The following is a 24,515-nucleotide window of genomic DNA, read 5'->3' as shown; positions in this document are numbered from 1 at the left end:
AGAGCGAGGACTCCATGAAGATCGAATCCCGGATCTTCAACATCATCACCGTTTTCTTCTTCCTGTCCGCGATCGTGTACGGGCTCTGGTCCAAGGAGCCGGTGGGCACCGTGGCGCTGGTCCTGGTCGGCGGTCTCTCGCTGCTCATCGGCAGCTACTTCTCCTTCGTGGCGCGCCGCATCGAGGACCGTCCGGAGGACAACCCGGACGCGGAGATCAGCGACGGTGCTGGTGAGCTGGGCTTCTTCAGCCCGGGCAGCTACTGGCCGGTCGGCGTGGCGGCTGCCGCCGCGTTCGCTGGCGTGGCCCTGGCGTTCTTCCACGTGTGGATGATCGTCCTGGCCGTCGGCTTCGTGCTGATCATGGTCGCCGGGCTGGTGTTCGAGTACCACACCGGCAAGAGCCACCACTGACGAAGTACTTCAGACGCAGGCCCCCGAGTCTCCGGACTCGGGGGCCTGCGTCGGTCTAGCATCGTTTCCGCACCCAGCAGCAGGAGGTTCTTCCCGTGATCACCGCGATCGTGCTGATCCAGACCGCCGCCGACCGCCTCGCCGAAGCGGCCCAGGAGATCGCTGACCTGGACGGGGTCGACGAGGTCTACTCCTGCGCCGGTGACGTGGACCTGATCGCCATGCTGCGCGTCCGCCGCCACGAGGACCTGGCCGACATCGTCCCGGGCCGGATCAACAAGGTGCGGGGCGTCCTGGACACCGACACCCACATCGCCTTCCGCTCCTACTCGCGCAGGGACACGGAGGCCGCCTTCTCCATCGGCCTCGAGGAGGAGTGACCGTTCCGGTCAGCGGAGCTCGGCGCGCAGCGCCGTCGAACGCGCGGCCCAGCGGACCAGGAGGTCCGCTGCGGCGCCGGAGTCGATCGATTCCCCGACGCGCTTCAACGCGGCGCTGAGCTGGTCGTTGAGGCGCTCTCCGGGGCCTTCGTAGGCAACCATCGCCCCGGCGGCGTTCAGGAGCACAGCGTCGCGCACAGGCCCCTTGGTGCCTGCCAGAAGATCTTGGACCGCCTTGGCGTTCACCGTCGCGTCGCCGCCCTGGAGGTCCTCCGGGCGGGCGTAGGGGATGCCGAAGGTCTGCGGATCGATCCGGTCCTCGCGGACCGTGCCGTCGTTGACCACCCAGACCGTGCTGGGCGTCGTGGTGGTGATCTCGTCCATGCCGTCGTCGCCGCGGACCACCAGGGCGGACTTGCCGCGGGCGGCGAACACCTCGGCCACCACCGGCGCCATCCGGCGGTCGGCGCAGCCGATCAGGCCGGCGACCGGGCGGGCCGGGTTGGTCAGCGGACCCAGCAGGTTGAACGCCGTCGGGATGCCGATCTCGCGGCGCGCGCTGCCGGCGTGCTTGAAGCCGGGGTGGAACACCGGCGCGAAGCAGAACCCGATGCCGACCTCGTCGACGCAGCGCCGCACGCCTGCTGGCGGCAGGTCGATCGCCACGCCCAGCTCCTCCAGCACGTCGGCCGTGCCGCACTTCGAGGACGCCGCCCGGTTGCCGTGCTTGACCACGGTGATGCCAGAGGCGGCGACCACGATCGATGCCATGGTGGAGATGTTCACGCTGCCGGAGCGGTCGCCACCGGTGCCGACGATGTCCACCGCCCGCTGGGTGATGTCGAGCTGGCGGGCGTGCGCGAGCATGGCGTCGGCCATGCCGCGGACCTCTGTCGGGGTCTCGCCCTTGGCGCGCAGCGCGACGACGAACGCCGCGACCCTCGCTGGGGTCGCCTCCCCGGCCATGATCAGGTCCATGGCCCAGGCGGTGTCCTCCGCGGAGAGGTCCTCACCCGCGACCAGGTGGCCCAGCAGTCCCGCCCAGTTTCCCGCCATGGTTCCCACGCTTCTTCTCCGTGTAGATCAGCGACGACCTCCAACGTCGCCGGGGCCCGAGGGCTCGCCGGTGCGTCGTCGTCTGGAGTTTCGATACCCAGACCGCGCCGCCGGTAATCCGGGCGGTGCTCCGAACGGTCCGGTCCTCCTCCGGGGCCTCAGCCGCGCGGGGGAGAGGGTCAGGCCGGGACCGGCTTGCCGCGGGTGCGCAGCACCTCCGCGACGGTCTCGGCCGCGGCCAGCGGGTCGAGCGGGTGCACCAGCACCGCGTCCGCCTGCGACCAGGTGGCGAGCCATCGGTCGTCCTTGCGGCGCACTGAGACGACCACCGGCGGGCAGTCGTCGATCTCGTTCTTCAACTGCCGGGACACGCCCATGCCACCGGTCGGCTGCGCCTCGCCGTCCAGGATCACCAGGTCGGCGTTGCCCGCATCGACCTCGCTGAGCACGTCGGCGACGGTGCCCGCCTCCACGTAGCTCAGCCGGCCCAGATCCGGCGCCGGGCGCCGACCGATCGCTGTGATGATCGCCTCCCGGACCTCGGGGCGGTGGCTGAACACGAGAACGTTGGTGGTCGGTGCGCTCATCGACGACTCCTCGGTGTCTGCGGGACGCCCGGGCGGTGGGCCTGGCGAGGTCGCGAACTTCCCCGGATGCTATCGGCCGGACCGGGGCGAACAGTAGTCGCCCGGCGAAATCGATCAGCTCGGCGCGCCCGGCTCGGGTTGCAGCGCATCCCAGCCGTGGACCTGCCCGCCGTGCCGCTGGGCCAGCCCGGCCATCCGCGAGCTCTCCTGTGAGCAATGCAACGCGTCGAGTTCTTGAACACGCAGCGCGATCATCGCGGTCAGCTCGGGGCCGCCGTCCTCCGCTCCGCGCCCGCCGGGACGCAGTTCCCAGCCGTCGGCGGCCAGCAGGACGCGGGCCTCCTCGATCGTGTGATCAGGGAGAGTCAGGTGGTGACGCAGCACCGCAGGTAGTCCGGGTTGCCATTCATCCGCTCGGGCTAGTGCCGTCGATGCCGCCTCGGTCTCGTCGTAGGCGATCACCACGACCCGGAGAGCGGGGTCATCGGCGCTGATCACGGGCTTGTGGCGGTCTCGTCGGGCGGCCAGGAAAGCCGACCATCGGGCGCGGATGCCGTTCACGGTGCGTCACCTCCGGATTGCGATCCGATTACCCCGTTGCGGACCTGGTGGACCCGAGGGCGCGACCGGAAAAGCTGCAAGACATAATGCGTCGCGTGACAACGGCAGCGCCCTCAATCAGTCAACGCGTGCACTCGCTGAACCGACCGAACATGGTCAGCGTAGGCACCATCGTTTGGTTGGCCAGCGAGCTGATGTTCTTCGCTGGACTCTTCGCCATGTTCTTCACGGTGAAGGCGCAGAACGAGGGCCCGTGGCCACCACCGCCCACCGAGCTGAACCTCGCTTACGCCCTTCCGTTCACGGTCATCCTGGTCTTGTCCTCGTTCACCTGCCAGTGGGGCGTGTTCGCGGCCGAGCGGGGCGACGTGTTCGGTCTCCGACGGTGGTACGTCCTCACGCTGATCATGGGCACGATCTTCGTGCTCGGTCAGGCCGGCGAGTACTACACGTTGGTCACCGAACACGCGACCACGATCTCGTCGTCGGCCTACGGCACGGTCTTCTTCATGACGACCGGCTTCCACGGGCTGCACGTCATCGGCGGGCTGATCGCCTTCGTCTTCCTGATCATCCGGACGAAGCTGAGCAAGTTCACGCCCGCGCAGGCCATCGCAGCCATCGTGGTGTCGTACTACTGGCACTTCGTGGACATCGTGTGGATCGGCCTGTTCGCCGTGATCTACCTCGTCCCGTGATGGCTAGGGGCCGAGTCTCCACGATCGGCTTCCTCGACCGAGGTCGAAACTGAACACCCCGAACCGGACAGCAAGGGTTGCCGCTCTCATGACCACCAACAAGAAACGGAACCGCGCGGGCTCGAAGCTCAAGCGGCGGATCTCCGGTGTGCTGGCGCTGGGCATCGCGCTAGTGGGTGCCGGTGGGCTGTACACCGTCGTGACTCCCGAGCCGCAGACCGCGCACGCCGCTGCGGAGCCGGCTCTGGTGAGGCAGGGCGAGCAGCTCTACAACAACGCCTGCATCAGCTGCCACGGCACCAACCTTCAGGGCGTCAAGGACCGCGGGCCGAGCCTGGTCGGCGTCGGCGAGGCCGCTGTGCACTTCCAGGTCTCCACCGGCCGGATGCCGATGGCGCGCCAGGAGGCGCAGGCGATGCGCAAGCCGCCGAAGTTCGAGCCCGAGGAGATCGACGCGCTGAGCGCGTACGTAGAGACCTACGGCGGCGGACCCGAGTCGCCGAAGCAGGCTGGCGAGGCGCTGCAGGGTCAGAACCCCGCCCGTGGCGCTGAGCTGTTCCGTCTCAACTGCGCCTCGTGCCACAACTTCACCGGACGGGGCATCGCGATGTCCTCCGGCAAGTTCGCGCCGAACCTGAGCGAGGCGACCGAGCAGGACATCTACGAGGCGATGCTCACCGGGCCGCAGAACATGCCGAAGTTCTCGGACCGGCAGCTCACCCCGGAGGAGAAGAAGGACATCATCGCCTACGTCAAGTCCGTGTCCCACGGGAACAACAACCCCGGCGGCAACGACCTGGGTGGTTATGGTCCGGGACCAGAAGGCGTCATCGCCTGGGTGGTGGGCCTCGGCGCGCTGATCGGCCTCACCCTGTGGATCGGAGCCAGGGCATGAGTGAGCAGAACAAGGAATACACAGAGGCTGAACTGGCCGAGATGAGCCGCGACGAGAAGATGCGGCTCGGCCTGGCGCTCGACGACGTCGAGCTCGTCGAGTACACGGAGCGATTCCCCGTCAAGGGGACCCGCGCGGAGCGCCGCGCGGAGCGGAACGTCGCGGGCTGGTTCGTCCTGTCCGGCCTGTCTGCGCTCGCGTTCATCGCGGTCTTCGTCTTCTGGCCGTGGAGCTACGTGGCTCCGTCGGACGAGCGCGGGTACTTCATCTACTCGCTGTACAACCCGCTGATCGGTTTCTTCTTCGGCCTGGCGATCCTGGCCGTCGGCATCGGCGTCGTGCAGTACCAGAAGAAGTTCATCCCGCACGAGGTCGCCGTCCAGCAGCGCCACGACGGGCACGGCTCGGACGAGGTCGACCGCCAGACGACCGCCGCGGTGCTCGCCGACGCCGGCGAAAAGAGCGGCATCGCCCGCCGGTCGATGATCAAGCGCACCGCCGGTTTCGGCGTCGGCGCGTTCGGCCTCGGCGCCGGTGTGTTCGCGGTCGGCGGCTTGGTCCGCAACCCGTGGGCGACCACCGGTCCGGAGTCGCTGCAGCACACCGGCTGGCTGTCGGAAACCGGCGAGAAGACCTACCTGCGCCGCGACACCGGCAACAAGCACGAGGTTTCGCTGCTGCGCCCGGAGGACATCGACGCGGGTGGTTTCGAGACGGTCTTCCCGTTCCGGGAGTCCATGCGGGACACCGAGGAGCTGGAGACGTCGCTGCGCAAGGGTGACGCGCCGGTCATGCTGATCCGGCTTCGCCCTGGCAGCAAGCCGATCAAGCGCAAGGGGCAAGAGGACTTCAACTACGGCGACTACTACGCCTACTCGAAGATCTGCACCCACGTCGGCTGCCCGACCTCGCTGTTCGAGCAGCAGACCGGGCGCCTGCTCTGCCCGTGCCACCAGTCGCAGTTCGACGTGGTCAACACCTACGCCAAGCCGGTCTTCGGTCCGGCGACGCGGGCGCTGCCGCAGCTGCCGATCGTGGTGGATGAGGACGGCTACTTCGTGGCCAAGGGCGACTTCATCGAACCGGTGGGTCCGGCTTACTGGGAGCGTAACGCATGAGCTCGATCACCCAACCGACGAAATCGGAGAGCGCCGCGTACCGCAAGATCGCCACGGCAGCTGACGAGCTCGACTCGCGCTACCAGATGGCCAAGGGCATGCGGCGGCAGCTGAACAAGGTCTTCCCCACGCACTGGTCGTTCCTGCTCGGGGAGATCTGCCTCTACACGTTCATCCTCCTGATCGTCACGGGCGTCTACCTGACCTTGTTCTTCGACCCCTCCATGGAGGAGGTCGTCTACAACGGCGTGTACCAGAACATGCAGGGCATCCCGATGTCCCGCGCGTTCGAGAGCACCCTGGACATCTCGTTCGAGGTGCGCGGCGGTCTGTTCGTCCGGCAGCTGCACCACTGGGCGGCGCTGATCTTCGTCGCCGCGATGATGCTGCACATGTTCCGGGTGTTCTTCACCGGTGCGTTCCGGCGCCCGCGTGAAGCCAACTGGACCATCGGCGCGATGCTGCTGATGCTGGGCATGTTCGAGGGCTTCTTCGGCTACTCGCTGCCGGACGACGTGCTGTCCGGTACCGGTCTCCGCGCCACCCTGTCGGGCATCGTGCTGTCGATCCCGGTGATCGGCACCTGGCTGCACTGGGCCCTGTTCGGTGGCGAGTTCCCCGGCACCGAGATCATCCCGCGCCTGTACATCCTGCACGTGCTGATCATCCCGGGCATCATGCTCGGCCTGGTCGCGGCGCACCTGGCGCTGGTCTGGTACCAGAAGCACACCCAGTTCCCGGGTGTGCGGCGCACCGAGGGCAACGTCGTCGGCGTCCGCATCATGCCGACCTTCGCGCTCAAGGGCGGTGCGTTCTTCGCGCTGGTCACGGGCGTCTGCGCGATCATGGCGGGTGTTTTCCAGATCAACGGGATCTGGCACATCGGTCCGTACAACGCCTCGCAGGTCTCGGCGGCCTCGCAGCCCGACTGGTACATGATCTGGGCGGACGGCATCCTGCGCGTCTGGCCGGCCTGGGAGCTGTACCTGGGTCCGTACACGGTGCCGCCGGTGTTCTTCGCGGGCGTCATCGGCATGGGCGTCCTGTTCACCACGCTGATCGTCTACCCGATGATCGAGCGCAAGCTCAGCAAGGACAACGCGCACCACAACCTGCTGCAGCGGCCCCGCGACGTGCCGGTCCGGACCGGGCTGGGTGTCATGGCGCTGACGTTCATCGCGGTGCTGTTCATCTCGGGTGCCAACGACATCGTGGCGTTCCAGTTCAACATCTCGCTGAACCTGATGACCTGGGCCGGCCGCATCGGTCTGCTGGTGCTGCCGCCGATCGCCTACTACATCACCTACCGGATCTGCCTGGGCTTGCAGCACAGCGACCGCGAGGTGCTGGACCACGGCATCGAGACCGGCATCATCAAGCGCCTGCCGCACGGTGAGTTCATCGAGGTCCACCAGCCGCTCGGCCCGGTGGACGACCACGGTCACCCGGAGGAACTGCCCTACCAGGGTGCTCCGGTGCCGAAGAAGATGAACAAGCTCGGCGCGGCCGGTAGCCCGGTCGAGGGCAGCCTGCTCCGTCCGGACCCGGTCGACGAGACCACGGCCCTGGAGCGCGCGCGGCACGAAGCCATCGAGCGCCAGGCCGCGGCTGAGGCCGAGGCAGCCGAGGAGCGCGAGCTCACGGCGGGAAAGCCGCAGCAGCCCACCGAGTGAGGCACTAGCTGCTAGTCACCGAACGAGGCCCGGTACCCCGATGGGGTGCCGGGCCTCTTCGTTGCGCGGATGTCGGGCCCGGCGCCTACCTTGGCCGGGTGACTTCGATCAGCGATCCGGAAATCCGCGCCTTCCTCGAAGCCGGCACCCGCACCGGCATGCTCGGTTTCACCGCGAGCGACGGGCGCCCGCTGGTGGCGCCGGTGTGGTTCGTGCTGGAGGGCGACGAGATCGTCTTCAACACCGGCAAGGAAACCGGGAAGGGCCGGGCGATCGCCCGAGATCCGCGGGTGGTGCTGTGCGCGGACCTGCCCGAGCCGCCGTTCGGCTTCGTCCAGGTCCAGGGCATCGCGGAGACTTCTGAGGACCCGGCGGAGCTGCTGCGCACCGCGACTCGCCTCGGTGGCCGCTACATGGGCCAGGACCGGGCCGAGGAGTTCGGCCGTCGCAACGGCGTGCCGGGCGAGCTGGTGGTCCGCATCCGCCCGACCAAGGTCATCGCAAGCCTCGACATGACCGCCTGACCCCCGATCGGGGCTCGGAGATCCACAGTTTCAATTGAAACTGTGGTCCCACGGCGTGTTGAGTGCCCGACACGCCGACGGATGTGGACAGGTCGTCCGTCCTGTGGAGTTCTTCCGCAACCAATGGAAATTGGACGTCTGATTTCCATTGAAATTGCGTCACCTCGGTCGGCTGGGGGATTAGTCGATCGCGGCGTAGGCGGTTCGGCCGTTGATGGCTTTGTCCAGCCAGGTCTGCCAGGAGCCGGCCGCGCCTGCGGGTTCGTGCCACGGGGTGGAGCAGCGGACCATGCGGGTGCCGCCGGTGGTCAGCCAGCGGTAGACGACCCGGGCTTCGTCGGCGGTGGTGCCGCGGAGCGGTCCTGCGCCGGGGATGACGGTTTCCGCCGATGCCCGCAGCAGATCGACGACGGGCATCGGGCGCACGCCGCGTCGTGCGTTGCCTGCGGCCGCCAGCTTGCCGTGGCGGATCACCGACAGGTGCCAGCCCCCGCGGCCGTCCGGCCGGGCCGCGATCAGCTCCTCGACGGCGGTCAGAGCGGATAGCCGCTGTCCGCGGTCCAGCGATCGCACCAGCGCGGCGAGCTGGTCGCGGTGCGCGGCGGCGTCCTCGAAGCGCTGGGCGGTTGAGAGGCGGTCGAGCTCGTCCCGCAGACGTTCGAGCAGAACGGAGTTGTGGCCGCCGATGACCTCGCGGATGGAGATCACCTCGGGCTCGTACTCCTCAGCGCTCTGACGGCCGGCGCAGGGTGCACCGCAGCGCCCCAGCTCGTACAAGGCGCACGGCCGCCCTCGCGGATCGCGCGCGGAGATGCGGTCTGTGCACCGGCGCACCGCCGTCACCTCCTGGAGCGCTTCGGCGGCGTCGCTGGCGGCGTTGCGGGAGTTGAACGGGCCCAGCGCGTCCGGTTTCGGGGTGCGCACGATCGACAGGCGGGGGAACGGCTCGTCGGTCAGCACCACCCACCAGGAGCGCTGCGGATTCTTCGAGCGGCGGTTGTAGCGCGGTTGGTGCGCGGCGAGCAGCCGCAGCTCGCGGACTTCGGCTTCCAGCGGGTGCGCGCATTCGACGTGGTCGACGCGCTCGGCTATCGCCACCATCTCCTTGACGCGACTGCGCCGCTCGCCCGCGGTGAAGTACTGGCGGACCCGGCGCCGCAGGTCCGTCGCGGTGCCCACGTAGAGCACCTCGTCCTTGGGGCCGCGGAACAGGTACACCCCGGACGCGTTCGGCAGGCCGTCGGCGAGCCCGCGCTTGCCGCGCTGCTGCGGGGTGACGTCCGGCAGGTGGCTGAGCAGGTCGTCCAGCGTCCGCAGGCCGAGCGCTCCGACGCGTTCCAGCAGGGAGTGCAGCACGTCGACGGTGGCGCGGGCGTCGTCCAGCGCCCGGTGCACCGGTTCGGTCCGGGCGTTGAGCACGCGGGCGAGCGTGCCGAGCTTGTAGTTGGGCGTCTCGTCCCTGGTCAGCACCCGGCGGGCCAGCCGGACGGTGTCCACGACCTGCGGTTTCGGCCAGCGCAGTCCGAGCCGTTCGCAGTTGGCGCGCAGGAACCCCATGTCGAACGGGGCGTTGTGCGCCACCAGCACGCAGCCGCGGCAGAACTCCAGGAACGCGGGCAGCACCGAGTCCATGCGGGGCGCGTCGACGACCATCGCCTCGGTGATGCCGGTGATCGTCACGACCGCTGGTGGGATGCCGCGCTCCGGGTTGACCAGGGTGGCGAACTCGCCGAGCACCTCACCGCCGCGGATCTTGACCGCGCCGATCTCGGTCACCGCGTCCTGCCCGCGATCACCGCCGGTGGTCTCCAGGTCGACGACGACGAAGGTCACCTCGTGCAGCGGGACTTCCTCGCTGGTAAGGATCTCATCGAAGGACAACTGCGGGTGTGCGGACATCGGCGGTCACGTTACGTCCCGCTACCGACAGCGCGGTGGATGCGGGCACCCGGGCGCCCGGCCATTAGCCTGTGGGGGTGGCGCCACCGATGCCGGGGTCAGGAGACACCCCCGAACCTGAGGAGTCTGCTGTGGACAGTGCACAGCAGACCGGCGGCGGGTCGCCCGTGGAGTGGGACGAGCTGCCCGCGCCGCTGCGCGCCCGGCTCGCCGAGCTGGCCGCTGGTGCGCTGGGGGAGATGCGGCACACCGACGTCCCCGCGAAGCTGCGCCCGGTGGTCAAGTTCGCCCCCGCCAAGCGCGCCAAGCTCGGGCAACCGGCGTTGCTCGCCGCGCTGCGCGATTCCGGGGTGTTCCGCACCGCGGTGGTGGACTGGTGCCACAACCACCGCCCGGAAGCGCTCGCCCTCCACGACTCGGACCCGATCGTGGTGGCCGCTGCGGCGGCGCTGCAGGGCTCGCCGATCGCGCCGCACTACGCGGAGCTGATCGCGTTCCGCACCGAGCAGGGACAACTGCGCAGCGAGCGCGACTCCGCGGTGGCGCGGGTCGACCGCCTGACCGCCGAAGTGGACCGGCTGCGCGGCGAACTCGCCGAAGCCCGCCGAGCCGCGGACCGGGTGGGGGAGGAGAGCAGTTCCGAAGCCGACCGGCTGCGCAAGCGGCTCCGCGAACAGGGCGTGCGGCTCAAGGAGGCCAAGGACGCCGCGGAGCGGGCGGACGGCGAGCTGAGCGCGATGCGCGCGGAGCGCGAGGTGGCAGTCGCGGAGATCGCCGCGGAGCGCGATCGGGAGCGGGCGCGAGCGCAGGAGGAGCGGCGGCGCGCGGAGCGCGCGAGCGCCGAGGTCGAGGTGGCGCGGCAGAGCGCCCGAGAAGCCCGTCAGGGCGACGAGGTGCGCTTGGCGCTGCTGCTGGAGACGCTGGAGGGCGCCGTAGGCGGCCTGCGGCGGGAGCTCGGTGCGAGCGGGAGCGGGCCGCGGCCCGCGGACGTCGTGCAGCGGGTGCGGGCGCACTCCGGTGCGACCGGTGATGTTCCGGACGTGGCCGCGTTGGACCGGTTGCTGGGGTTGCCCGCCGTGCACCTCATCGTGGACGGCTACAACGTGACCAAGACCGGGTATCCGGAGCTGCCGCTGTCCGATCAGCGCGACCGGCTGGCGCACCAGCTCGCGGCGTTGTCCGCGCGGACCGGTGCGGAGGTCACGGTCGTCTTCGACGGCGCCGACGTGCTGGCGGTGCCGACGGCCGGGCCGCGCGGGGTGCGGGTGCTGTTCAGCGAACCCGGCGTGCAGGCCGACGACGTGATCCGGGACCTTGTCTCGGCCGAGCCGAAGGGGCGCCAGGTGGTGGTGGCGACCTCGGACCGCGCGGTCGTCACCTCGGTGCAGCGGCGCGGTGCCTACGCGGTTCCCTCGGCGATGCTGCTGGCGCGGTTGAACAGGGTCTGACCCTTCGGCGACAGGATCGACCGCTCGGCGATCGGGCGTGAGTGGCCGATCTCATAATCGATCACGTCGGTGAAGTAGATCTCCCGATCGGGTGGCAGTGACCTTCACAATTCCAGCTTATGCGACTGGAATGTTCGTCACAGTGAGCAAGCGACTCTCCTCCGTTAGAGGTCTTGTGTCGACATGCACAAAATTTGGGCCCCGCTTCTGGACCTCCGGCCTCACCTTTCGTAACCTACTCGGGACCTCGCGGCGATCAGTTGTCCAGAACGGGCGGCCCGCGGGGCACCGCTGAACGACTTGTCGGGGAGTCGGCCAGGCCGGATACGGGGGCATCCGGCAGGTAAGCGGGTGGAGAAGCAGAAGGAGCAGTGCGCGACGTGGCGTCGCACCGACTTAAGCGATCTCTGCGAGGAGCACTGACCGCGACCGCGGTCGTCGCCGTCGTTGGTATGTCCTCCGGACAGGCTCTCGCAACCCCACCACTTCCCGACAACGCCTCGGACGCGGCCAAGCAGGTCCGCGATCTCCAGCACCAAGCTGAGCAGCTCACCGAGGAAAAGAAGAAGGCCGAGGACGACCACCAGGCCAAGGAAGACGAGCTCAAGCGCGCCAACGACGAGGCGGCGCAGGCGGAGCAGGTCGCCAACCAGGCCCGGGTCGACGAGGAGAAGTTCCGCGGCCAGGTCGACCAGTTGACCCACGCCTCCTACCAGGGTGCCCGGCTGAACAAGCTGTCCGCGCTGCTGGTGAGCGAGACCCCCGAGGACTTCCTCAACCGCGCTTCCGCGCTGGACGCGCTGGCCAAGGACAACAACGAGGCGGTCAAGGCCCTCTCCTCGGCCCGCAGTCAGGCCGAGAACGCTGAGCGCGCCGCGAAGGACGCCCGCGACCGGGCCGCGCAGGCCGAGATCGACTCCGCTCGCATCTTCGAGGACTTCCAGAACAAGTCCGACGAGATGCAGGCGCAGATCGAGAAGGTCCAGGCGCGCTACAAAGAGCTCTCCAGCGCCGAGCAGGACTCGCTGAAGTCCGACGGCGAGACCGACGTCGGCTCGATCGCGGGTGCCGGTGCGGCGATCCAGGCCGTCAACGCGGCGCTGGGCAAGCAAGGCTCGCCGTACGTGTGGGGCGCCAAGGGGCCGTCGTCGTTCGACTGCTCCGGGCTGACCTACTGGGCCTACAAGCAGGCCGGCGTCAGCCTCGGCGGCTCGACCAAGACCCAGGTCAACCAGGGCCGCTCGGTGTCCGCCAGCCAGCTGAAACCGGGCGACCTGATCTTCTACTACAGCCCGGTCAGCCACGTGGCGATCTACATCGGCAACGGCAAGGCGGTGCACGCCCCGACCGAGGGCGACGTCGTCAAGGTGTCGAGCTACCAGGCCATCGGTCCGGTGAGCTCGATCCGCCGCGTCGCGGGCTGAGATCGCTGACCTGATCGGGGCCGACGCGCACTGCGCGTCGGCCCCGATTGCTTTTTCCGCGGGGCCCGGGCGATGTCCGAAATGTCCTCGGCCCTAACATGCGCTCCGTGCTGGGCTCGGGGAGCTTTCGCGGGTGGCTGGCGGCCGCCGCCTCCGGTGCGGTGCTGGCCGGGGTGATGGCGATCGGACTGCCCGCGACACCGGGGACGACCCACGTCATGGGGCAGGTCCAGCTGGCGAGTCCCGTGCCGGCGCACGAATCCGCCGTGCGGCAGCTGCTGGCGCAGCGCGCCGCCGCGATCCGGGCCCGGGACGAGTCGGCGTTCGCGGCCACAGTGGACCCGCAGGCTCTGGCGGACTTCCGGCAGCAGCAACTGCGGTGGTTCCGGAACCTGGCGGCAATCCCGTTCACCGAGTGGTCGTACGGGCTGGAGGCGAAGATCGAGCCGCTGGCCACCGGAACCGGTGCGACCTGGGCTCCCAGTGTTTCGCTGCGCTACGCGCTGGCCGGGGTGGACAGCGTCCCGACCGAGCAGCCGATCGAGCACTCCTTCGTGCGCCGGGGCGGTTCTTGGTACGTGGCCGACGACGCGGGAGCGCACCGGTGGCGCGGTCCTTGGGACTTCGGCCCGTGCCACGCGGTGCGTACCCCGGGCGGGTTGGTGATCGGGCACCGCCGGGAACCGGTCGAGCGGGTGGCGCGGCAGCTCGACGCCGTGATCCGCGATGTGACCGAGGTGTGGGGGACCGGCTGGTCCCAGCGGGCCGGGGTGCTGATCGCGGACTCGCGCGAGGAGCTGCGGGCCATGGTGGGCCCTGAGTTCGCGCTGGACGGCATCGCGGCGGTCGCCGTGGCGGATCGGGTGGACACCGCGTCGCGTCGGGTGGAGGGGCAACGTGTGGTGCTGAATCCGCGCGCCGCCGATGAGTTGTCCGACGCCGCGCTGAAGGTGCTGCTGCGCCACGAGATCACCCACATCGCCACACGCGCGTACACAGTGGATGGTGCGCCGATGTGGATGCGCGAGGGCTTCGCCGACTACGTCGGCTACCGCGGCAGCGGGGTGCCGCCGCGCGAGGTGGCACCGGAGCTGGTCCGCCACGTGCGCGCCAGTGGACTGCCCGAGCAGCTGCCGGACAACGACGACTTCCACCAGGCCGACCGCAGCCGGGAGTTGGCCTACCAGCAGTCCTGGTCGTTCGTCCGCCACCTGGTCCAGCGCTTCGGCGAACACCACGTGGTGCGCCTCTACCGCCGAATCGCGGCCATCGACTCATCGGCCGAAGTGGACGCAGCCCTCCGCGAGGAAACCGGCCTGACGACGGCCCAGCTCCAAGCCGACTGGGCCAGGGCTCTCCCCAGAACCTTCGGCTGACGCAAAAGGACCCGTGAGCACTTCGGGTCGCTGCAGCAACCGAAAACGCTCACGGGTCCTTGAGACTCCGTCTGGGATCAGGAGTAGATCGCCTCGATGGTGGCCGCGTGGTTCTGGGCCACCATGTTGCGCTTGAGCTTCAGGCTCGGGGTCATCTCGCCGCTGGCTTCGGTGAAGTCGGTCGGCAGGATGCGGAACTGCTTGATCTGCTCGGCCCGGGACACCGACTTGTTCGCCTCGTCCACCGCCTTCTGCACCTCCGCGCGCACGTCCGGGTCGTCCACCAGGTCGGCCGGGGAGGTGTTCTCCGGGCGGGAGTTGTTGGCCAGCCAGGACGGCAGGAACTCCTGGTCGAGGGTGATCAGCGCGCCGATGAACGGCTTCTTGTCGCCGACCACCATGCACTGGCTGATCAGCGGGTGCGCCCGCATCGCGTCCTCGAGCGCCGCCGGGGCGACGTTCTTGCCGCCCGCGGTGACGATGATCTCCTTCTTGCGGCCGGTGATCCGCAGGAACCCGTCCTCGTCGAGCGAACCCAGGTCACCGGTGTGGAACCAGCCCTCCTCGAGGGATTCCTTGGTGGCCTGCGGGTTGTTCCAGTACTCGCGGAACACCACGTCGCCCTTGACCAGCACCTCGCCGTCCTCGGCGATGCGGACCGTGGTCCCGGCAATCGGCTTGCCGACGGTGCCGACCTTGAACGCGCCCTCCACGTTGACCGTGGCAGCCGCGGTCGTCTCGGTGAGCCCGTAGCCCTCCAGCACCGGTACGCCGATGCCGCGGAAGAAGTGCGCCAGCCGCTCGCCCAGCGGAGCGCCACCGGAGACCGCCGCGATGCACCGACCGCCGAGCGCGGCCCGCAGCTTGCCGTAGACCAGCTTGTCGAACACCAGGTGCTTGAGCTTCAGCGCCAGCCCGACGTTGCCGGTGTCGACGGCGCGGCTGTAGGCGACCGCGGTCTCCTCGGCGGCGTCGAAGATCTTGCCCTTGCCGCTGCCGTGCGCCTTCTGCTTGGCGGTGTTGTAGACCTTCTCGAACACCCGAGGCACCGCGAGCACGAACGTCGGCCGGAACGACCCGAGGTCGTTGACCAGGTCCTTGACGTCGCCGGTGTGCCCGAGGGTGACGCGGCCGTAGATGCACATCACGGTGATCGCGCGGGCGAGCACGTGCGCCATCGGCAGGAACATCAGCAGCGAGTTGCCCGACTTGGTCAGCTGCGGGAACGCCTCGATGTCGGCCCGCACCTCGGCGAGCATGTTGCGGTGGCTCAGCACGCAACCTTTGGGGCGCCCGGTGGTGCCCGACGTGTAGATCAGGGTGGCGACGTCGTCGGCACCCACCGCGCGACGCCGCAGATGCACGTCGCGATCCTCCACCTCGGCACCGAGCGCGGTGAGCTCGTCCACCGCGGCCGCCGCGCCGCCGCTGCTCGGCCCCTCGATCTGCCACACGTGGGACACCTCGGGCAGCCGGTCCACGACGCTGTCCACCTCGGCGCGGTGCGTCTCGGTTTCCACGAAGACCGCCTTGGCGCCGGAGTCGGCGAGGATCCACTCGGCCTGGTCAGCCGAGGAGGTCTCGTAGATCGGGACCGTGACGCAGCCAGCGGTCCAGATCGCGAAGTCCAGCAGGCTCCACTCGTAGCGGGTCCGGGACATCAGCCCGACCCGGTCACCCGGCTGCAAGCCGCTGGCCATCAGGCCCTTCGCCACGGCCAGCACCTGCGCAGCGAAGTCAGCGGCGGTGACGTCGACCCAGGTGCCGTCCGCTCGGCGCCGGAAACTCACCGTGCTCCCGAAGCGCTCCGCGTTGGCCCACACCATGTCGGTGAGGTTCTCGTCATCGGCCACCGCCGTGGTGGCTGGTGCGCTGAACTCTCGCACGTCGAAACCTCCGAAAACACGCCAGTCCGTGGGGCACAACCTAACGCTGATAGTTACTGAGCGGTAGTCCCCTCTGTCCCCGCCGCAGCAGCTAACACAGCCTAGAACCCCCCCGAATCGGTCCAGCGACTCCGGTCGGTGATGCCCGCTGCGCTGTCCGGGTCACGGGTGGTGGGCGGAGGTTTCGGAACGGGCTAGATTCGGTCAGCAGCCGCAGGGGGATGGGAGACGGATGCGCGTCCACGTCGTTTCGGATGTTCACGGCAACGTCGAGGCGCTCAAGCGCGCGGGTGATGGCGCCGACGCGCTCGTGGTGCTCGGCGACCTGATCGACTTCGTGGACTACCACGACCACGGCCGGGGAATCCTGGGCCGCGTGTTCGGCGCGGAGAAGGTAGCCCGGTTCGCCGAGCTGCGGCGCGGTCCGCAGCTCGCGGAGTTCGGCGCCTACGTGCGCTCTCTCTGGGGGAGCCTGGACGACCCGGCGAAGGTGGTCGAGGAGGCGGTGCGCGAGCAGTACGCCGAGCTGTTCGGCGCGCTGACCGCCCCCACGTACGCCACGCCCGGCAACGTCGACGCGCCGCACCTGTGGTCGGAGTTCGCCGGTTCCGGGGTGCAGGTGCTGGACGGCGACAGCGTGCAGATCGACGGCCTGACCTTCGGTTTCGTTGGTGGCACCGTGCTTCCGCCCGGCGCGACCCTGCGCAAGAACGCGGCCTGGACGCCGTACCTGCGGCCCGCTGAGGAGTACGACGCGGCGCTGGCACAGCTGCCCGAAGTGGACGTTCTCTGCACCCACCTGCCGCCCGCAGTGCCGGAGCTGCTCTACGACGTCATGGCCCGCCGATCGGAGCTGGGCTCGACGGCGCTGGCCGAGCGGATCGCCGCCGACCAGCCGCGTTGGTCGCTGTTCGGGCACGTCCACCAGCCGTTGGCGCAGCGGGTCCGCATCGGCCGGACCGAATGCGTCAACGTCGGGCATTTCAAGCGCACCGGACGCCCGTACGTCATCCGGTGGTGAAGACGTTTTTTGAAACGCCGAAGGCATTTGGCCCGCCCGCGGCGCTTGCCCTGCCGCGGGTTCTCAGACGGCGTCTGGTGAGGACGGTCCCAGCGCTGTGCATCAGGCCATGCATGAGTCGGGGATCCCGCAGCTCAGACGGCGTCTGAGGTTCCGCTACCCGCACCGTCACGCAAAATGAGTGCGGAGAACACTTCTCTGGGGAAACCTGCATCCTCGGCGGCACTGGGGTCGGCCGCGACCGGTAGCCTGCAGCGCATGGTCGATCAGTCCACCCAGTCCATCGTGATCGAGGCCCCCGCCGCGCGGATCATGGACGTCATCGGGGATTTCGCCGCCTACCCGGAGTGGGCGGAAGCGGTGAAGGAGACCGAGGTGCTCGCCCAAACCTCGGACGGCAAGGCCGAGCGGGTGCGCTTCGTCCTGGACGCGGGAGTGGTCAAGGACACCTACGTCAACGTCTACGACTGGGCGGCCGACGGGTTGTCGGTCAGCTGGGAGCTCACCGAAGGCCAGGTGCAGAAGGCGCAGCGCGGCAGCTACCGGCTGAACCCGGTGTCCGACCGCCGCACCGAGGTCACCTACAGCCTGGCGGTGGACCTGGCGATCCCGATGATCGGGCTGTTCAAACGCAAGGCGGAGAAGATGATCATGGACACGGCGCTCAAGGAGCTCAAGCGCCGGGTCGAGCACGCCGAGTAAGCCGTTGCGGATCCTGCTGTTCACCGGAAAGGGCGGGGTGGGCAAGACCACCCTCGCCGCCGCCACCGCCGCCCGCGCGGCCGGGGCTGGTGGGAAGGTGCTCGTGGTCTCCACCGACCCGGCGCACTCGCTGGGCGACGCCCTCGGCGTCGAGCTCGGCGCGGAGCCCGCGGAGGTGCGGGTGGACGGCTCCCGCGTCGCGCTGCACGCGGCCGAGGTGCAGACCCGCGCGCTCGTCGACGGCACCTGGCGGGAGCTGCGCGAACACCTTCGGACGATGCTGCAGGGCGCCGGGGTGGACGAGGTCGACGCCGAAGAGCTGACCGTGCTGCCCGGGGTGGAGGACCTCCTCGGGCTCACCGAAGTGCACCGGCTCGCCGCCAGCGGGATCTGGGACACCGTGCTCGTCGACTGCGGCCCGACGGCGGAGACCCTGCGGTTGCTCGCGCTGCCGGAATCGCTGGCCGGTTACCTGGAACGGCTGTTCCCGGCGCATCGACGCGCGGTGCGCGGACTGCTGGCCGGCATCGCGGGCAGCGATCAGGTGCAGCGCTGGGACGCAGTAGCCGACGGACTGGGGCGGCTGGCCGAACGCCTCGCCGCGCTCAAGGACATGCTCACCGATCCGGGCACCAGCGTACGGCTGGTGCTGACCCCGGAGTCGGTGGTCGCCGCGGAGACCCGCCGGACCGTGACCGCGTTGGCGTTGCAGCAGATCCGGCTGGACGGCCTGATCGCCAACCGCGTGGTGCCGCACCCGGGATCGGCGCGGGGCGCGGCGGCGCAGTGGCTGCGCACCCGCCGCCGCGAGCAGGACGACGTCCTCGATTCCCTGCGCGCCGCGACCGACCTGCCCCTGCGAGTCGTGGAGCACCGCGCCGCCGAGCCGGTGGGCGCGGACGCGCTGGGGGAGCTCGGTGCCGAGCTCTACGGCGACGAGGATCCGCGGGAGAACGGTTCGGCTGCGCCGAGCATGCGGGTCACCGGTGGTGGGCGGTCGCTGGACGCGGAGTACGCCCTGCAGATCGCGCTGCCTCTGCACCCCGCGGCGGAGCTGGACATGGCCCGCATCGGTGACGAGCTGGCGATCACAGTGGACGGTCGCCGCCGGTTGGTCGCGCTGCCCGCGGTGCTCCGGCGGTGCGTCGTGACCTCGGCGATCGCCGGCGACGACGGGCTGACCGTGCGGTTCCGGCCCGATCCGGAACAGTGGATGCGGTGAGAGTGTTGGACGAAACGCGCAAGCACGAGCAACTGGTCGAGGAGCTGCGACTGCTGCTCGACGCCCTGGCGGGCAAGGCCGAGGAGTACCTGCGCGGCTGCGACCAGAGCGCGGAGTCTTCCGGGGCTTCGGAGTCCGGGGAGCGCGGTTGCGGCTGGTGCCCGCTGTGCGCGGCGGTGGCGCTGGTGCGCGGACACCGTCCGGATCTCAACGACCAGTTGCTTGGGATCGTGCAGCTGCTGCGGCAGGCGATGGCAGAACCGGCGTCGCAGCCCGAGGAAGAAGAGCCCGAACCGGACGCGTCTGCCAAGGTGCAGCGCATCCGCGTGCAGCGGGTCGGTGGAACGGTGTTGGACGAAGCTGAGGCGCGGTGCTGACCATCGGAGTGGACGTCGGCGGCACCAGCGTGCGCGCCAGTGTCGTCGACCCGCACGGTGAGATCTTGGAAACCCACCGGGTTCCCACGCCGAAGAGCGGCCCGGAATTGAACGCGGCGATCGCGGAAACCGTGCGAACCCTGTCCGACCGGTATCCGGTGGCCGCGGTCGGGCTCGCCGTGGCGGGATTCGTCAGCGAGGACCGGCGGGTGGTGCGCTTCGCGCCGCACCTGGCGTGGCGACAGGTCGCCGTCGCCGACGAACTCGCTGAACAGCTCGGACTCCCGGTCGTGCTGGAGCACGACGCGAATGCCGCGGCGATCGCGGAGCAGCGCTTCGGAGCTGCGGCCGGTGCGCGGGTGGCCGCGCTGGTGGCCATCGGCACGGGCATCGGCGCTGCGCTGGTGATCGACGGCCAGGTCTTCCGCGGCGCCCACGGCGTGGCGCCGGAGCTGGGGCACCTGCGGGTGGTTCCGGACGGTCGGCAGTGCTCGTGCGGCAAGCGCGGATGCCTGGAGCGCTACTGCAGCGGCACCGCGCTGGCCGCCACCGCGGGCGAGATGCTGCGCGGCAGCAGCGAGCCGAGCGCATTGCGGGATCTGGTCGAACTGACCGGTGTGGACGTTGCACGCGCGGCGGAGGCCGGGGATCCGCTGGCCCGGCGCGCGATGGACGACTTGGCGCGCTGGCTGGGGGAGGGCTTGGCGCTGGTCGCCGACGTCTACGACCCGGAAGTCGTGGTCATCTCAGGCGGCGTCTCGAGCTCCGCGCACCTCTACCTCGACGCAGCGCGCGAGCACTACGCAGCGATGATGACCGGCGCGGGCCACCGTCCCCTGGCCGAGGTAGTCGTCGCCCACCACGGTGATTTAGCGGCCATGATCGGCGCCGCAACCCTCGCCCGAGAACACGCCCTCACCACCACGCCAAAAGCTCCGACCGGCGGCTGAGGGCGTCAATTTCGCGAGAAATTGGGCCAGCCCTTCGCCCGACCGCCATCCCTGCGGTGGCGCTACGCGCCGCTGTCATCCAGACCCGGGTGACGGCGGGTCAGACCTGGGCGCCGTCGTCGTCGGAGCTTCGCGGGGGTTGGCGGAGGCGGAGGAGGAGCCAGCCGATGCCGCCGCTGATCAGGACCAGGCCCAGCGGGAGGGTGACCGTGCTGGACAGTCCGGCCAGGCCGGGCACCAGCGCGAACAGCACGCCGACCATGATCACCGCGATACCGATCAGGGTCGTCGCGCGTGGGGTCGGCAGCGGCGGGGGTTCCGGCGGGACGTAGTGCTCGTCCTCCTCCGCGGTGGTCGGCGTCCAGTCGCGCGGGCCGCTGTCCGCCGGCTTGGTCGGCGCGGGCTCGATCGAGGTGGGTTCGACGGCGGGGGGCGCATCCGGCCGCTCGCCCTCGTCGACCGGCTCGCGGTCTTCGGGCCAGCGCGCGAAGTTCTCGTCCCGCTCCAGGTCGGCGACGATCTCGGCGAAGGCCGCATCGATGTCCTCTGGCCCGTCGGCGTTGTCGCGGCGCGTGCTCATACGACTTCCTCGGCCCGATCGCGGTGGATCCGTTGCAGGAACTCGACGCTACCGCTGAACACCCGCGGTGCGTCGTGGTCCAACGTCACTACGTGGAAGCTGTCGGTCAGCACGACCTCGGTGAGGTCCTCGCTGCGCACCCCGTCCAGCACGACCGCGGCGTTGACCGGTTCGACGATGTGGTCGACCTCGGAGCGGTAGAGCAGCACCGGCTGCCGGATCCGTCCGAGGTCGGGGCGCACGACTCCCCACAGCTGCTGCAGGCTCGCCATCGCCCGCAGCGGTAGTCGCTGGTAGGCCAGTTCGAATCCGCCGGGCTTGGCGATGTCGCCGGGGATGCCGCCGAGCGATGGCAGCACCCGGCTGATCAGCGGCAGCATCCGCGCGGCCTTGCGCTGCGTCAGAACAGACGGGTTGACCAGCACGATGCCAGCGATGTCCGGGTGTTCTTGTGCCAGCCGGAGGGTGAGCGTGCCGCCCATCGACTGGCCGAACACGAACACCGACGAGCAGCGCTCGCGCAGCTCGGCTAACTCGCCCGCGACCGTTCGGTACCAGTCCTGCCAATCGGTCTTGTTCAAGTCCTGCCAGCGGGTTCCGTGGCCGGGCAGCAACGGACAGCGGACGGTCAACCCCTCCGCGGCCAGGTGCTCGCCCCAGGCCCGCATGCTCTGCGGGGTGCTGGTGAAGCCGTGGCAGAGCAGTACGCCGATGTCATCCGATCCGTCGTGCGAGAACGGTTCGGCGCCGGAGAGCACGGGCACTGCAGCCTCCCAAAGCATCGGCGTGCCTGTACGGTTCATGGTCGCATGCGAGACCGACAAACGGGACGGCCTCGTCGATCTCGGCGTCCGGTAGATCACCATCGGTGCGGTCGCGTTGTGCTGCTCGCGCACGCTCCGTAGGCTGAGCAGCGAAATCTTGCTGGCAGGGGAGGCGGCGGCGCGGTGTTGTACTGGGTGATGAAGCACATTCTGCTCGGGCCCTTGATGAAGCTGTTCTGCCGTCCGAAGATCGAAGGCGTCGAGCACGTGCCCGCCGAGGGCAGCGCGATCCTGGTCAGCAACCACGTCGCGGTCGCCGACTCGTTCTTCATGCCGCTGATGATGCCGCGGCGGGTCACCTTCCTGGCCAAGCGCGAGTACTTCACCGGCAAGGGCCTGAAGGGCAAGTTCAAGAAGTACTTCTTCTCCGGTGTCGGACAGGTGCCGATCGACCGCTCCAGCGGCGCCGCGGCGCAGGCCGCGCTGGACACCGGGGTCCGGCTGCTCCGCGAGGGCAAGCTGCTCGGCGTCTACCCGGAGGGCACCCGCTCGCCGGACGGCCGGCTGTACAAGGGCAAGACCGGTGTGGCGCGGATGGCGCTGGAGTCGGGTGCGCCGGTGATCCCGATCGCGATGTTCGGCACCGACAAGGTCAACCCCATCGGCTCGAAGATGTGGTACCCGCACAAGGTCGTCGTCAAGGTCGGGCCGCCGCTGGACTTCTCCCGCTACGAGGGGATGGCCGGCGACCGGTTCGTGGAGCGCTCGATCACCGACGAGATCATGTACGCGCTGATGGAGCTGTCCGGCCAGGAGTACGTCGACGTCTACGCGGCCAAGGTCAAGGACGAGCTGACCGCGCAGGGCAAGCAGGTCGCGGGTTGGAAGCCCGCGAACTCCAGCGGTCGGGTGCCCGAGTCGAAGGCGGGCTGACCCGCAACATCAGCCCTGGGATTACCCGCCTACGCTGACCAGGTGAGGTTCTTCTACGACTGTGAGTTCATCGAGGACGGGCAGACCATCGAGCTGGTGTCGATCGGAATGGTCGGCGAGGACGGTCGCGAGTTCTACGCGGTGTCCACCGAGTTCGACGCGTCCCGCGCGGGCGCCTGGGTCCGGCAGCACGTGCTGCCGCAGCTCCCGCCGCCCTCGGACAAGAGCTGGCGCTCCCGCGCCCGGATCCGCGAAGACCTCTACAGCTTCATGACCGCGCGCGGCTCGAACCCCGAGCTGTGGGCCTGGTTCGCGGCCTACGACCACGTGGCGCTGGCCCAGCTGTGGGGCGCGATGCCGATGCTGCCCTCCCGGATCCCCAAGTTCACCCGCGACCTCCGGCAGCGCTGGGAGGACGTCGGAAAGCCGAAGCTGCCCGCAGCCCCGGACAACGCCCACGACGCCCTCGCCGACGCCAAGCACAACCTGGAGCGCTGGAAGGTCATCGAAGAGGTCCGCCGCAAGCGCGGCTTCGTCTGGTAGACGAGTGTCACGGGGCTGGAAGGTGAGCCACGCGTGGGCAAGGGCGCTCGCATCGGGTTCGAGCTCGTGGATCCGCTCCATGACGGGCCGGTAGGCGACAGCCTTTTCGCTGCTGCGTAGGCCCCACAGCTTCTGAAATTCGAACTCGACGGGCGTCTCGAGGCCTAGTTTCGCCAGGTCTTCTTTGATGACCCTGAACACGACGCGGTGCCTGCTGGGTACCGTCCGGGGCTCGCTGCAGGCGGTAGACCCGTTCCCGCCGCTGGTCTGTTTGCCGGTAATTTCGCGGTTACTTGCTGCAACGATCCAGTTCATGCCAGGCTGTGGTTGAAGAGACCTCGATCACATCTTGCTCACGGAGGAGGCGGCGAAAACCATGCCCGCAGGAATGCGTGTCGGAGTGCTCACCGGTGGCGGCGACTGCCCTGGTCTCAACGCGGTGCTCCGGGCGGTGACCCGCAAGGGGATTTCCGTGCACCAGCACGAGATTCTGGGCTTCCGCAGCGGGTGGCTGGGCCCGGTGGAGGGCCTGGTCGCGCCGCTCACCCTGGACCGCGTGGAGGACATCCTCAACCGCGGTGGCACCATCCTCGGCTCGTCGCGGACCAACCCGTACAAGGTCGACGACGGGATCGCCAGGCTCAAGGCCACCCTGGCCGAGAACCGGGTGGACGCGCTGATCGCGATCGGCGGCGAGGACACCCTCGGTGTCGCCGAGCAGCTCACCCACGACGGGGTGCCGGTGGTCGGGGTGCCCAAGACGATCGACAACGACCTGGACGCCACCGACTACACCTTCGGCTTCGACACGGCGGTGCACATCGCCACGGAGGCCATCGACCGGCTGCGGACCACGGCGGAGTCGCACCACCGCGCGCTGGTGGTGGAGGTGATGGGCCGGCACGCGGGCTGGATCGCCCTGCACTCCGGTCTGGCCGGCGGCGCCAACGTGATCCTGGTGCCGGAGCAGCAGTTCAGCGTCGAGCAGGTCTGCGAGTGGGTGGAGCGGCGCTTCGAGCGCCAGTACGCGCCGATCATCGTGGTCGCCGAGGGCGCGGTGCCGGAGGGCGGCAAGGAACTGCTGGTCACCGGTGAGCGCGACGCCTTCGGGCACGTCCGGTTGGGCGGGGTCGGGACCTGGCTGGCCGACGAGATCGCCAAGCGCACCGGCAAGGAATCCCGTGCGGTGGTGCTCGGCCACGTCCAGCGCGGCGGCACCCCGACGGCGTACGACAGAGTCCTGGCCACCCGCTTCGGCCTGCACGCCATCGATGCGATCACCGAGGGCGACTTCGGGAAGATGGTCGCCCTCCGCGGCACGGACATCGTCCGAGTCCCACTGCGCGAAGCGACGGCCCAGCTCAAGACGGTCCCGCGCGAGCGCTACGCCGAAGCCGAAGTCCTCTTCGGCTGACCTGTCCGTCCTGGTTGGACCGCAGTTTCCAGCGAAACTGCGGTCCAACCGGCGTGTCAGACCCCGACACA

At 69.4% G+C, this 24,515-nt stretch carries 25 protein-coding genes; 18 read left to right on the top strand and 7 right to left on the bottom strand.

From position 1 onward, the window contains the following. Positions 1 to 14 precede the first annotated feature (14 nt). Both ACWCO2_RS16445 and ACWCO2_RS16440 read left to right on the top strand, forming a co-directional pair. The gene (locus tag ACWCO2_RS16445) at positions 15 to 413 is read left to right on the top strand and encodes a cytochrome c oxidase subunit 4 (protein WP_450128571.1); all 399 of its coding nucleotides are present in this window, start codon (positions 15 to 17) and stop codon (positions 411 to 413) included. A gap of 95 nt (positions 414 to 508) precedes the next feature. After that, entirely contained in the window at positions 509 to 793 is a 285-nt protein-coding gene (locus ACWCO2_RS16440; protein WP_270949448.1) for an Lrp/AsnC family transcriptional regulator, read from the top strand. Between the two features lie 9 nt (positions 794 to 802). Here the strand turns inward: ACWCO2_RS16440 and trpD are convergent, their stop codons facing one another. The 3 genes from trpD to ACWCO2_RS16425 all read right to left on the bottom strand — a co-directional run bounded on the left by trpD (position 803) and on the right by ACWCO2_RS16425 (position 2,988). Continuing rightward, a complete protein-coding gene (trpD, locus tag ACWCO2_RS16435) occupies positions 803 to 1,849 on the bottom strand; it encodes an anthranilate phosphoribosyltransferase (protein WP_450128620.1) in 1,047 nt (348 codons plus the stop codon). Positions 1,850 to 2,028: 179 nt separating this feature from the next. Next, complete coding sequence (locus ACWCO2_RS16430; RefSeq protein ID WP_450128570.1) at positions 2,029 to 2,436, bottom strand: hypothetical protein; 408 nt, start codon at positions 2,434 to 2,436, stop codon at positions 2,029 to 2,031. Between the two features lie 114 nt (positions 2,437 to 2,550). After that, positions 2,551 to 2,988 carry a hypothetical protein gene (locus ACWCO2_RS16425; protein ID WP_450128619.1) on the bottom strand — a complete coding sequence of 146 codons (438 nt, stop codon included), beginning with the start codon at positions 2,986 to 2,988 and terminating at the stop codon, positions 2,551 to 2,553. Positions 2,989 to 3,083: 95 nt separating this feature from the next. Here ACWCO2_RS16425 and ctaE point away from each other — a divergent pair, with 95 nt between their 5' ends. From ctaE to ACWCO2_RS16400, 5 genes are all read left to right on the top strand, one after another. Next, positions 3,084 to 3,695: an aa3-type cytochrome oxidase subunit III gene (gene ctaE / locus ACWCO2_RS16420; protein WP_450128569.1), complete on the top strand. Its 612-nt coding sequence runs from the start codon at positions 3,084 to 3,086 to the stop codon at positions 3,693 to 3,695. Between the two features lie 88 nt (positions 3,696 to 3,783). Continuing rightward, complete coding sequence (gene qcrC / locus ACWCO2_RS16415; protein WP_450128568.1) at positions 3,784 to 4,590, top strand: cytochrome bc1 complex diheme cytochrome c subunit; 807 nt, start codon at positions 3,784 to 3,786, stop codon at positions 4,588 to 4,590. Then, positions 4,587 to 5,708 (top strand): cytochrome bc1 complex Rieske iron-sulfur subunit, encoded by a 1,122-nt coding sequence (gene qcrA / locus ACWCO2_RS16410; protein WP_450128567.1) that lies wholly within the window; start codon positions 4,587 to 4,589, stop codon positions 5,706 to 5,708. The genes qcrC and qcrA overlap by 4 nt, the downstream gene beginning before the upstream one ends. Further along, positions 5,705 to 7,381, top strand: a complete 1,677-nt coding sequence (gene qcrB / locus ACWCO2_RS16405; RefSeq protein WP_450128566.1) for a cytochrome bc1 complex cytochrome b subunit — start codon at positions 5,705 to 5,707, stop codon at positions 7,379 to 7,381. Before qcrA ends, qcrB begins: the two co-directional genes overlap by 4 nt. 98 nt (positions 7,382 to 7,479) lie before the next feature. After that, on the top strand, positions 7,480 to 7,905 hold the full coding sequence (locus ACWCO2_RS16400; RefSeq protein ID WP_450128565.1) for a PPOX class F420-dependent oxidoreductase: 426 nt from the start codon (positions 7,480 to 7,482) through the stop codon (positions 7,903 to 7,905). Between the two features lie 180 nt (positions 7,906 to 8,085). On the opposite strand, the gene ACWCO2_RS16395 is transcribed toward ACWCO2_RS16400, so the two are convergent. Next, positions 8,086 to 9,804 (bottom strand): DEDD exonuclease domain-containing protein, encoded by a 1,719-nt coding sequence (locus ACWCO2_RS16395; RefSeq protein ID WP_450128564.1) that lies wholly within the window; start codon positions 9,802 to 9,804, stop codon positions 8,086 to 8,088. Between the two features lie 131 nt (positions 9,805 to 9,935). Here ACWCO2_RS16395 and ACWCO2_RS16390 point away from each other — a divergent pair, with 131 nt between their 5' ends. From ACWCO2_RS16390 to ACWCO2_RS16380, 3 genes are all read left to right on the top strand, one after another. After that, positions 9,936 to 11,252: an NYN domain-containing protein gene (locus ACWCO2_RS16390; protein ID WP_450128563.1), complete on the top strand. Its 1,317-nt coding sequence runs from the start codon at positions 9,936 to 9,938 to the stop codon at positions 11,250 to 11,252. Positions 11,253 to 11,704: 452 nt separating this feature from the next. Next, on the top strand, positions 11,705 to 12,676 hold the full coding sequence (locus tag ACWCO2_RS16385; RefSeq protein ID WP_450128562.1) for an NlpC/P60 family protein: 972 nt from the start codon (positions 11,705 to 11,707) through the stop codon (positions 12,674 to 12,676). 107 nt (positions 12,677 to 12,783) lie between these two features. Further along, the gene (locus tag ACWCO2_RS16380; RefSeq protein ID WP_450128561.1) at positions 12,784 to 14,052 is read left to right on the top strand and encodes a basic secretory protein-like protein; all 1,269 of its coding nucleotides are present in this window, start codon (positions 12,784 to 12,786) and stop codon (positions 14,050 to 14,052) included. Between the two features lie 77 nt (positions 14,053 to 14,129). Here the strand turns inward: ACWCO2_RS16380 and ACWCO2_RS16375 are convergent, their stop codons facing one another. After that, positions 14,130 to 15,938: an AMP-dependent synthetase/ligase gene (locus tag ACWCO2_RS16375; RefSeq protein WP_450128560.1), complete on the bottom strand. Its 1,809-nt coding sequence runs from the start codon at positions 15,936 to 15,938 to the stop codon at positions 14,130 to 14,132. A 232-nt stretch (positions 15,939 to 16,170) separates the two neighbouring features. On the opposite strand from ACWCO2_RS16375, the gene ACWCO2_RS16370 reads away from it, so the two are divergent. From ACWCO2_RS16370 to ACWCO2_RS16350, 5 genes are all read left to right on the top strand, one after another. Further along, the gene (locus tag ACWCO2_RS16370; protein ID WP_450128559.1) at positions 16,171 to 16,959 is read left to right on the top strand and encodes a metallophosphoesterase family protein; all 789 of its coding nucleotides are present in this window, start codon (positions 16,171 to 16,173) and stop codon (positions 16,957 to 16,959) included. 258 nt (positions 16,960 to 17,217) lie between these two features. Further along, positions 17,218 to 17,661 (top strand): SRPBCC family protein, encoded by a 444-nt coding sequence (locus ACWCO2_RS16365; protein WP_450128558.1) that lies wholly within the window; start codon positions 17,218 to 17,220, stop codon positions 17,659 to 17,661. A gap of 4 nt (positions 17,662 to 17,665) precedes the next feature. Next, the gene (locus tag ACWCO2_RS16360; protein ID WP_450128557.1) at positions 17,666 to 18,883 is read left to right on the top strand and encodes an ArsA family ATPase; all 1,218 of its coding nucleotides are present in this window, start codon (positions 17,666 to 17,668) and stop codon (positions 18,881 to 18,883) included. Beyond that, positions 18,880 to 19,260 carry a hypothetical protein gene (locus ACWCO2_RS16355; RefSeq protein ID WP_450128556.1) on the top strand — a complete coding sequence of 127 codons (381 nt, stop codon included), beginning with the start codon at positions 18,880 to 18,882 and terminating at the stop codon, positions 19,258 to 19,260. The genes ACWCO2_RS16360 and ACWCO2_RS16355 overlap by 4 nt, the downstream gene beginning before the upstream one ends. Then, positions 19,254 to 20,210 (top strand): ROK family protein, encoded by a 957-nt coding sequence (locus ACWCO2_RS16350; protein WP_450128555.1) that lies wholly within the window; start codon positions 19,254 to 19,256, stop codon positions 20,208 to 20,210. Before ACWCO2_RS16355 ends, ACWCO2_RS16350 begins: the two co-directional genes overlap by 7 nt. 100 nt (positions 20,211 to 20,310) lie before the next feature. Here ACWCO2_RS16350 and ACWCO2_RS16345 read toward each other — a convergent pair whose 3' ends face one another. Beyond that, complete coding sequence (locus tag ACWCO2_RS16345) at positions 20,311 to 20,790, bottom strand: DUF308 domain-containing protein (protein ID WP_450128554.1); 480 nt, start codon at positions 20,788 to 20,790, stop codon at positions 20,311 to 20,313. Beyond that, positions 20,787 to 21,554: an alpha/beta hydrolase gene (locus ACWCO2_RS16340; protein WP_450128553.1), complete on the bottom strand. Its 768-nt coding sequence runs from the start codon at positions 21,552 to 21,554 to the stop codon at positions 20,787 to 20,789. Before ACWCO2_RS16340 ends, ACWCO2_RS16345 begins: the two co-directional genes overlap by 4 nt. Positions 21,555 to 21,737: 183 nt before the next feature. Between ACWCO2_RS16340 and ACWCO2_RS16335 the strand changes: the two genes are divergently transcribed. The 3 genes from ACWCO2_RS16335 (at position 21,738) to ACWCO2_RS16325 (ending at position 24,444) form a co-directional block, all read left to right on the top strand. Further along, positions 21,738 to 22,487: a lysophospholipid acyltransferase family protein gene (locus ACWCO2_RS16335; RefSeq protein WP_450128552.1), complete on the top strand. Its 750-nt coding sequence runs from the start codon at positions 21,738 to 21,740 to the stop codon at positions 22,485 to 22,487. 42 nt (positions 22,488 to 22,529) lie between these two features. Beyond that, positions 22,530 to 23,030: a polyadenylate-specific 3'-exoribonuclease AS gene (locus ACWCO2_RS16330; RefSeq protein ID WP_450128551.1), complete on the top strand. Its 501-nt coding sequence runs from the start codon at positions 22,530 to 22,532 to the stop codon at positions 23,028 to 23,030. A gap of 388 nt (positions 23,031 to 23,418) precedes the next feature. Beyond that, positions 23,419 to 24,444, top strand: coding sequence for a 6-phosphofructokinase (locus ACWCO2_RS16325; RefSeq protein ID WP_450128618.1), 1,026 nt, complete (start codon positions 23,419 to 23,421; stop codon positions 24,442 to 24,444). Positions 24,445 to 24,515 lie beyond the last annotated feature (71 nt).

This window comes from Saccharopolyspora sp. NPDC002376, from assembly GCF_053593195.1.
The sequence above is the reverse complement of the archived record's forward strand: the minus strand, read 5'-3'. Positions and strand labels throughout refer to the sequence as shown.

Excerpts from the sequence above, each read along its gene's own strand:
- ACWCO2_RS16445 (WP_450128571.1), top strand. The coding sequence starts at position 15 with ATGAAGATCGAATCCCGGATCTTCAACATCATCACCGTTTTCTTCTTC.
- trpD (WP_450128620.1), bottom strand. The coding sequence starts at position 1,849 with ATGGCGGGAAACTGGGCGGGACTGCTGGGCCACCTGGTCGCGGGTGAG.
- ACWCO2_RS16430 (WP_450128570.1), bottom strand. The coding sequence starts at position 2,436 with ATGAGCGCACCGACCACCAACGTTCTCGTGTTCAGCCACCGCCCCGAG.
- ctaE (WP_450128569.1), top strand. The coding sequence starts at position 3,084 with ATGCGTCGCGTGACAACGGCAGCGCCCTCAATCAGTCAACGCGTGCAC.
- qcrC (WP_450128568.1), top strand. The coding sequence starts at position 3,784 with ATGACCACCAACAAGAAACGGAACCGCGCGGGCTCGAAGCTCAAGCGG.
- qcrA (WP_450128567.1), top strand. The coding sequence starts at position 4,587 with ATGAGTGAGCAGAACAAGGAATACACAGAGGCTGAACTGGCCGAGATG.
- qcrB (WP_450128566.1), top strand. The coding sequence starts at position 5,705 with ATGAGCTCGATCACCCAACCGACGAAATCGGAGAGCGCCGCGTACCGC.
- ACWCO2_RS16395 (WP_450128564.1), bottom strand. The coding sequence starts at position 9,804 with ATGTCCGCACACCCGCAGTTGTCCTTCGATGAGATCCTTACCAGCGAG.
- ACWCO2_RS16385 (WP_450128562.1), top strand. The coding sequence starts at position 11,705 with ATGTCCTCCGGACAGGCTCTCGCAACCCCACCACTTCCCGACAACGCC.
- ACWCO2_RS16370 (WP_450128559.1), top strand. The coding sequence starts at position 16,171 with ATGCGCGTCCACGTCGTTTCGGATGTTCACGGCAACGTCGAGGCGCTC.
- ACWCO2_RS16365 (WP_450128558.1), top strand. The coding sequence starts at position 17,218 with ATGGTCGATCAGTCCACCCAGTCCATCGTGATCGAGGCCCCCGCCGCG.
- ACWCO2_RS16345 (WP_450128554.1), bottom strand. The coding sequence starts at position 20,790 with ATGAGCACGCGCCGCGACAACGCCGACGGGCCAGAGGACATCGATGCG.
- ACWCO2_RS16325 (WP_450128618.1), top strand. The coding sequence starts at position 23,419 with ATGCGTGTCGGAGTGCTCACCGGTGGCGGCGACTGCCCTGGTCTCAAC.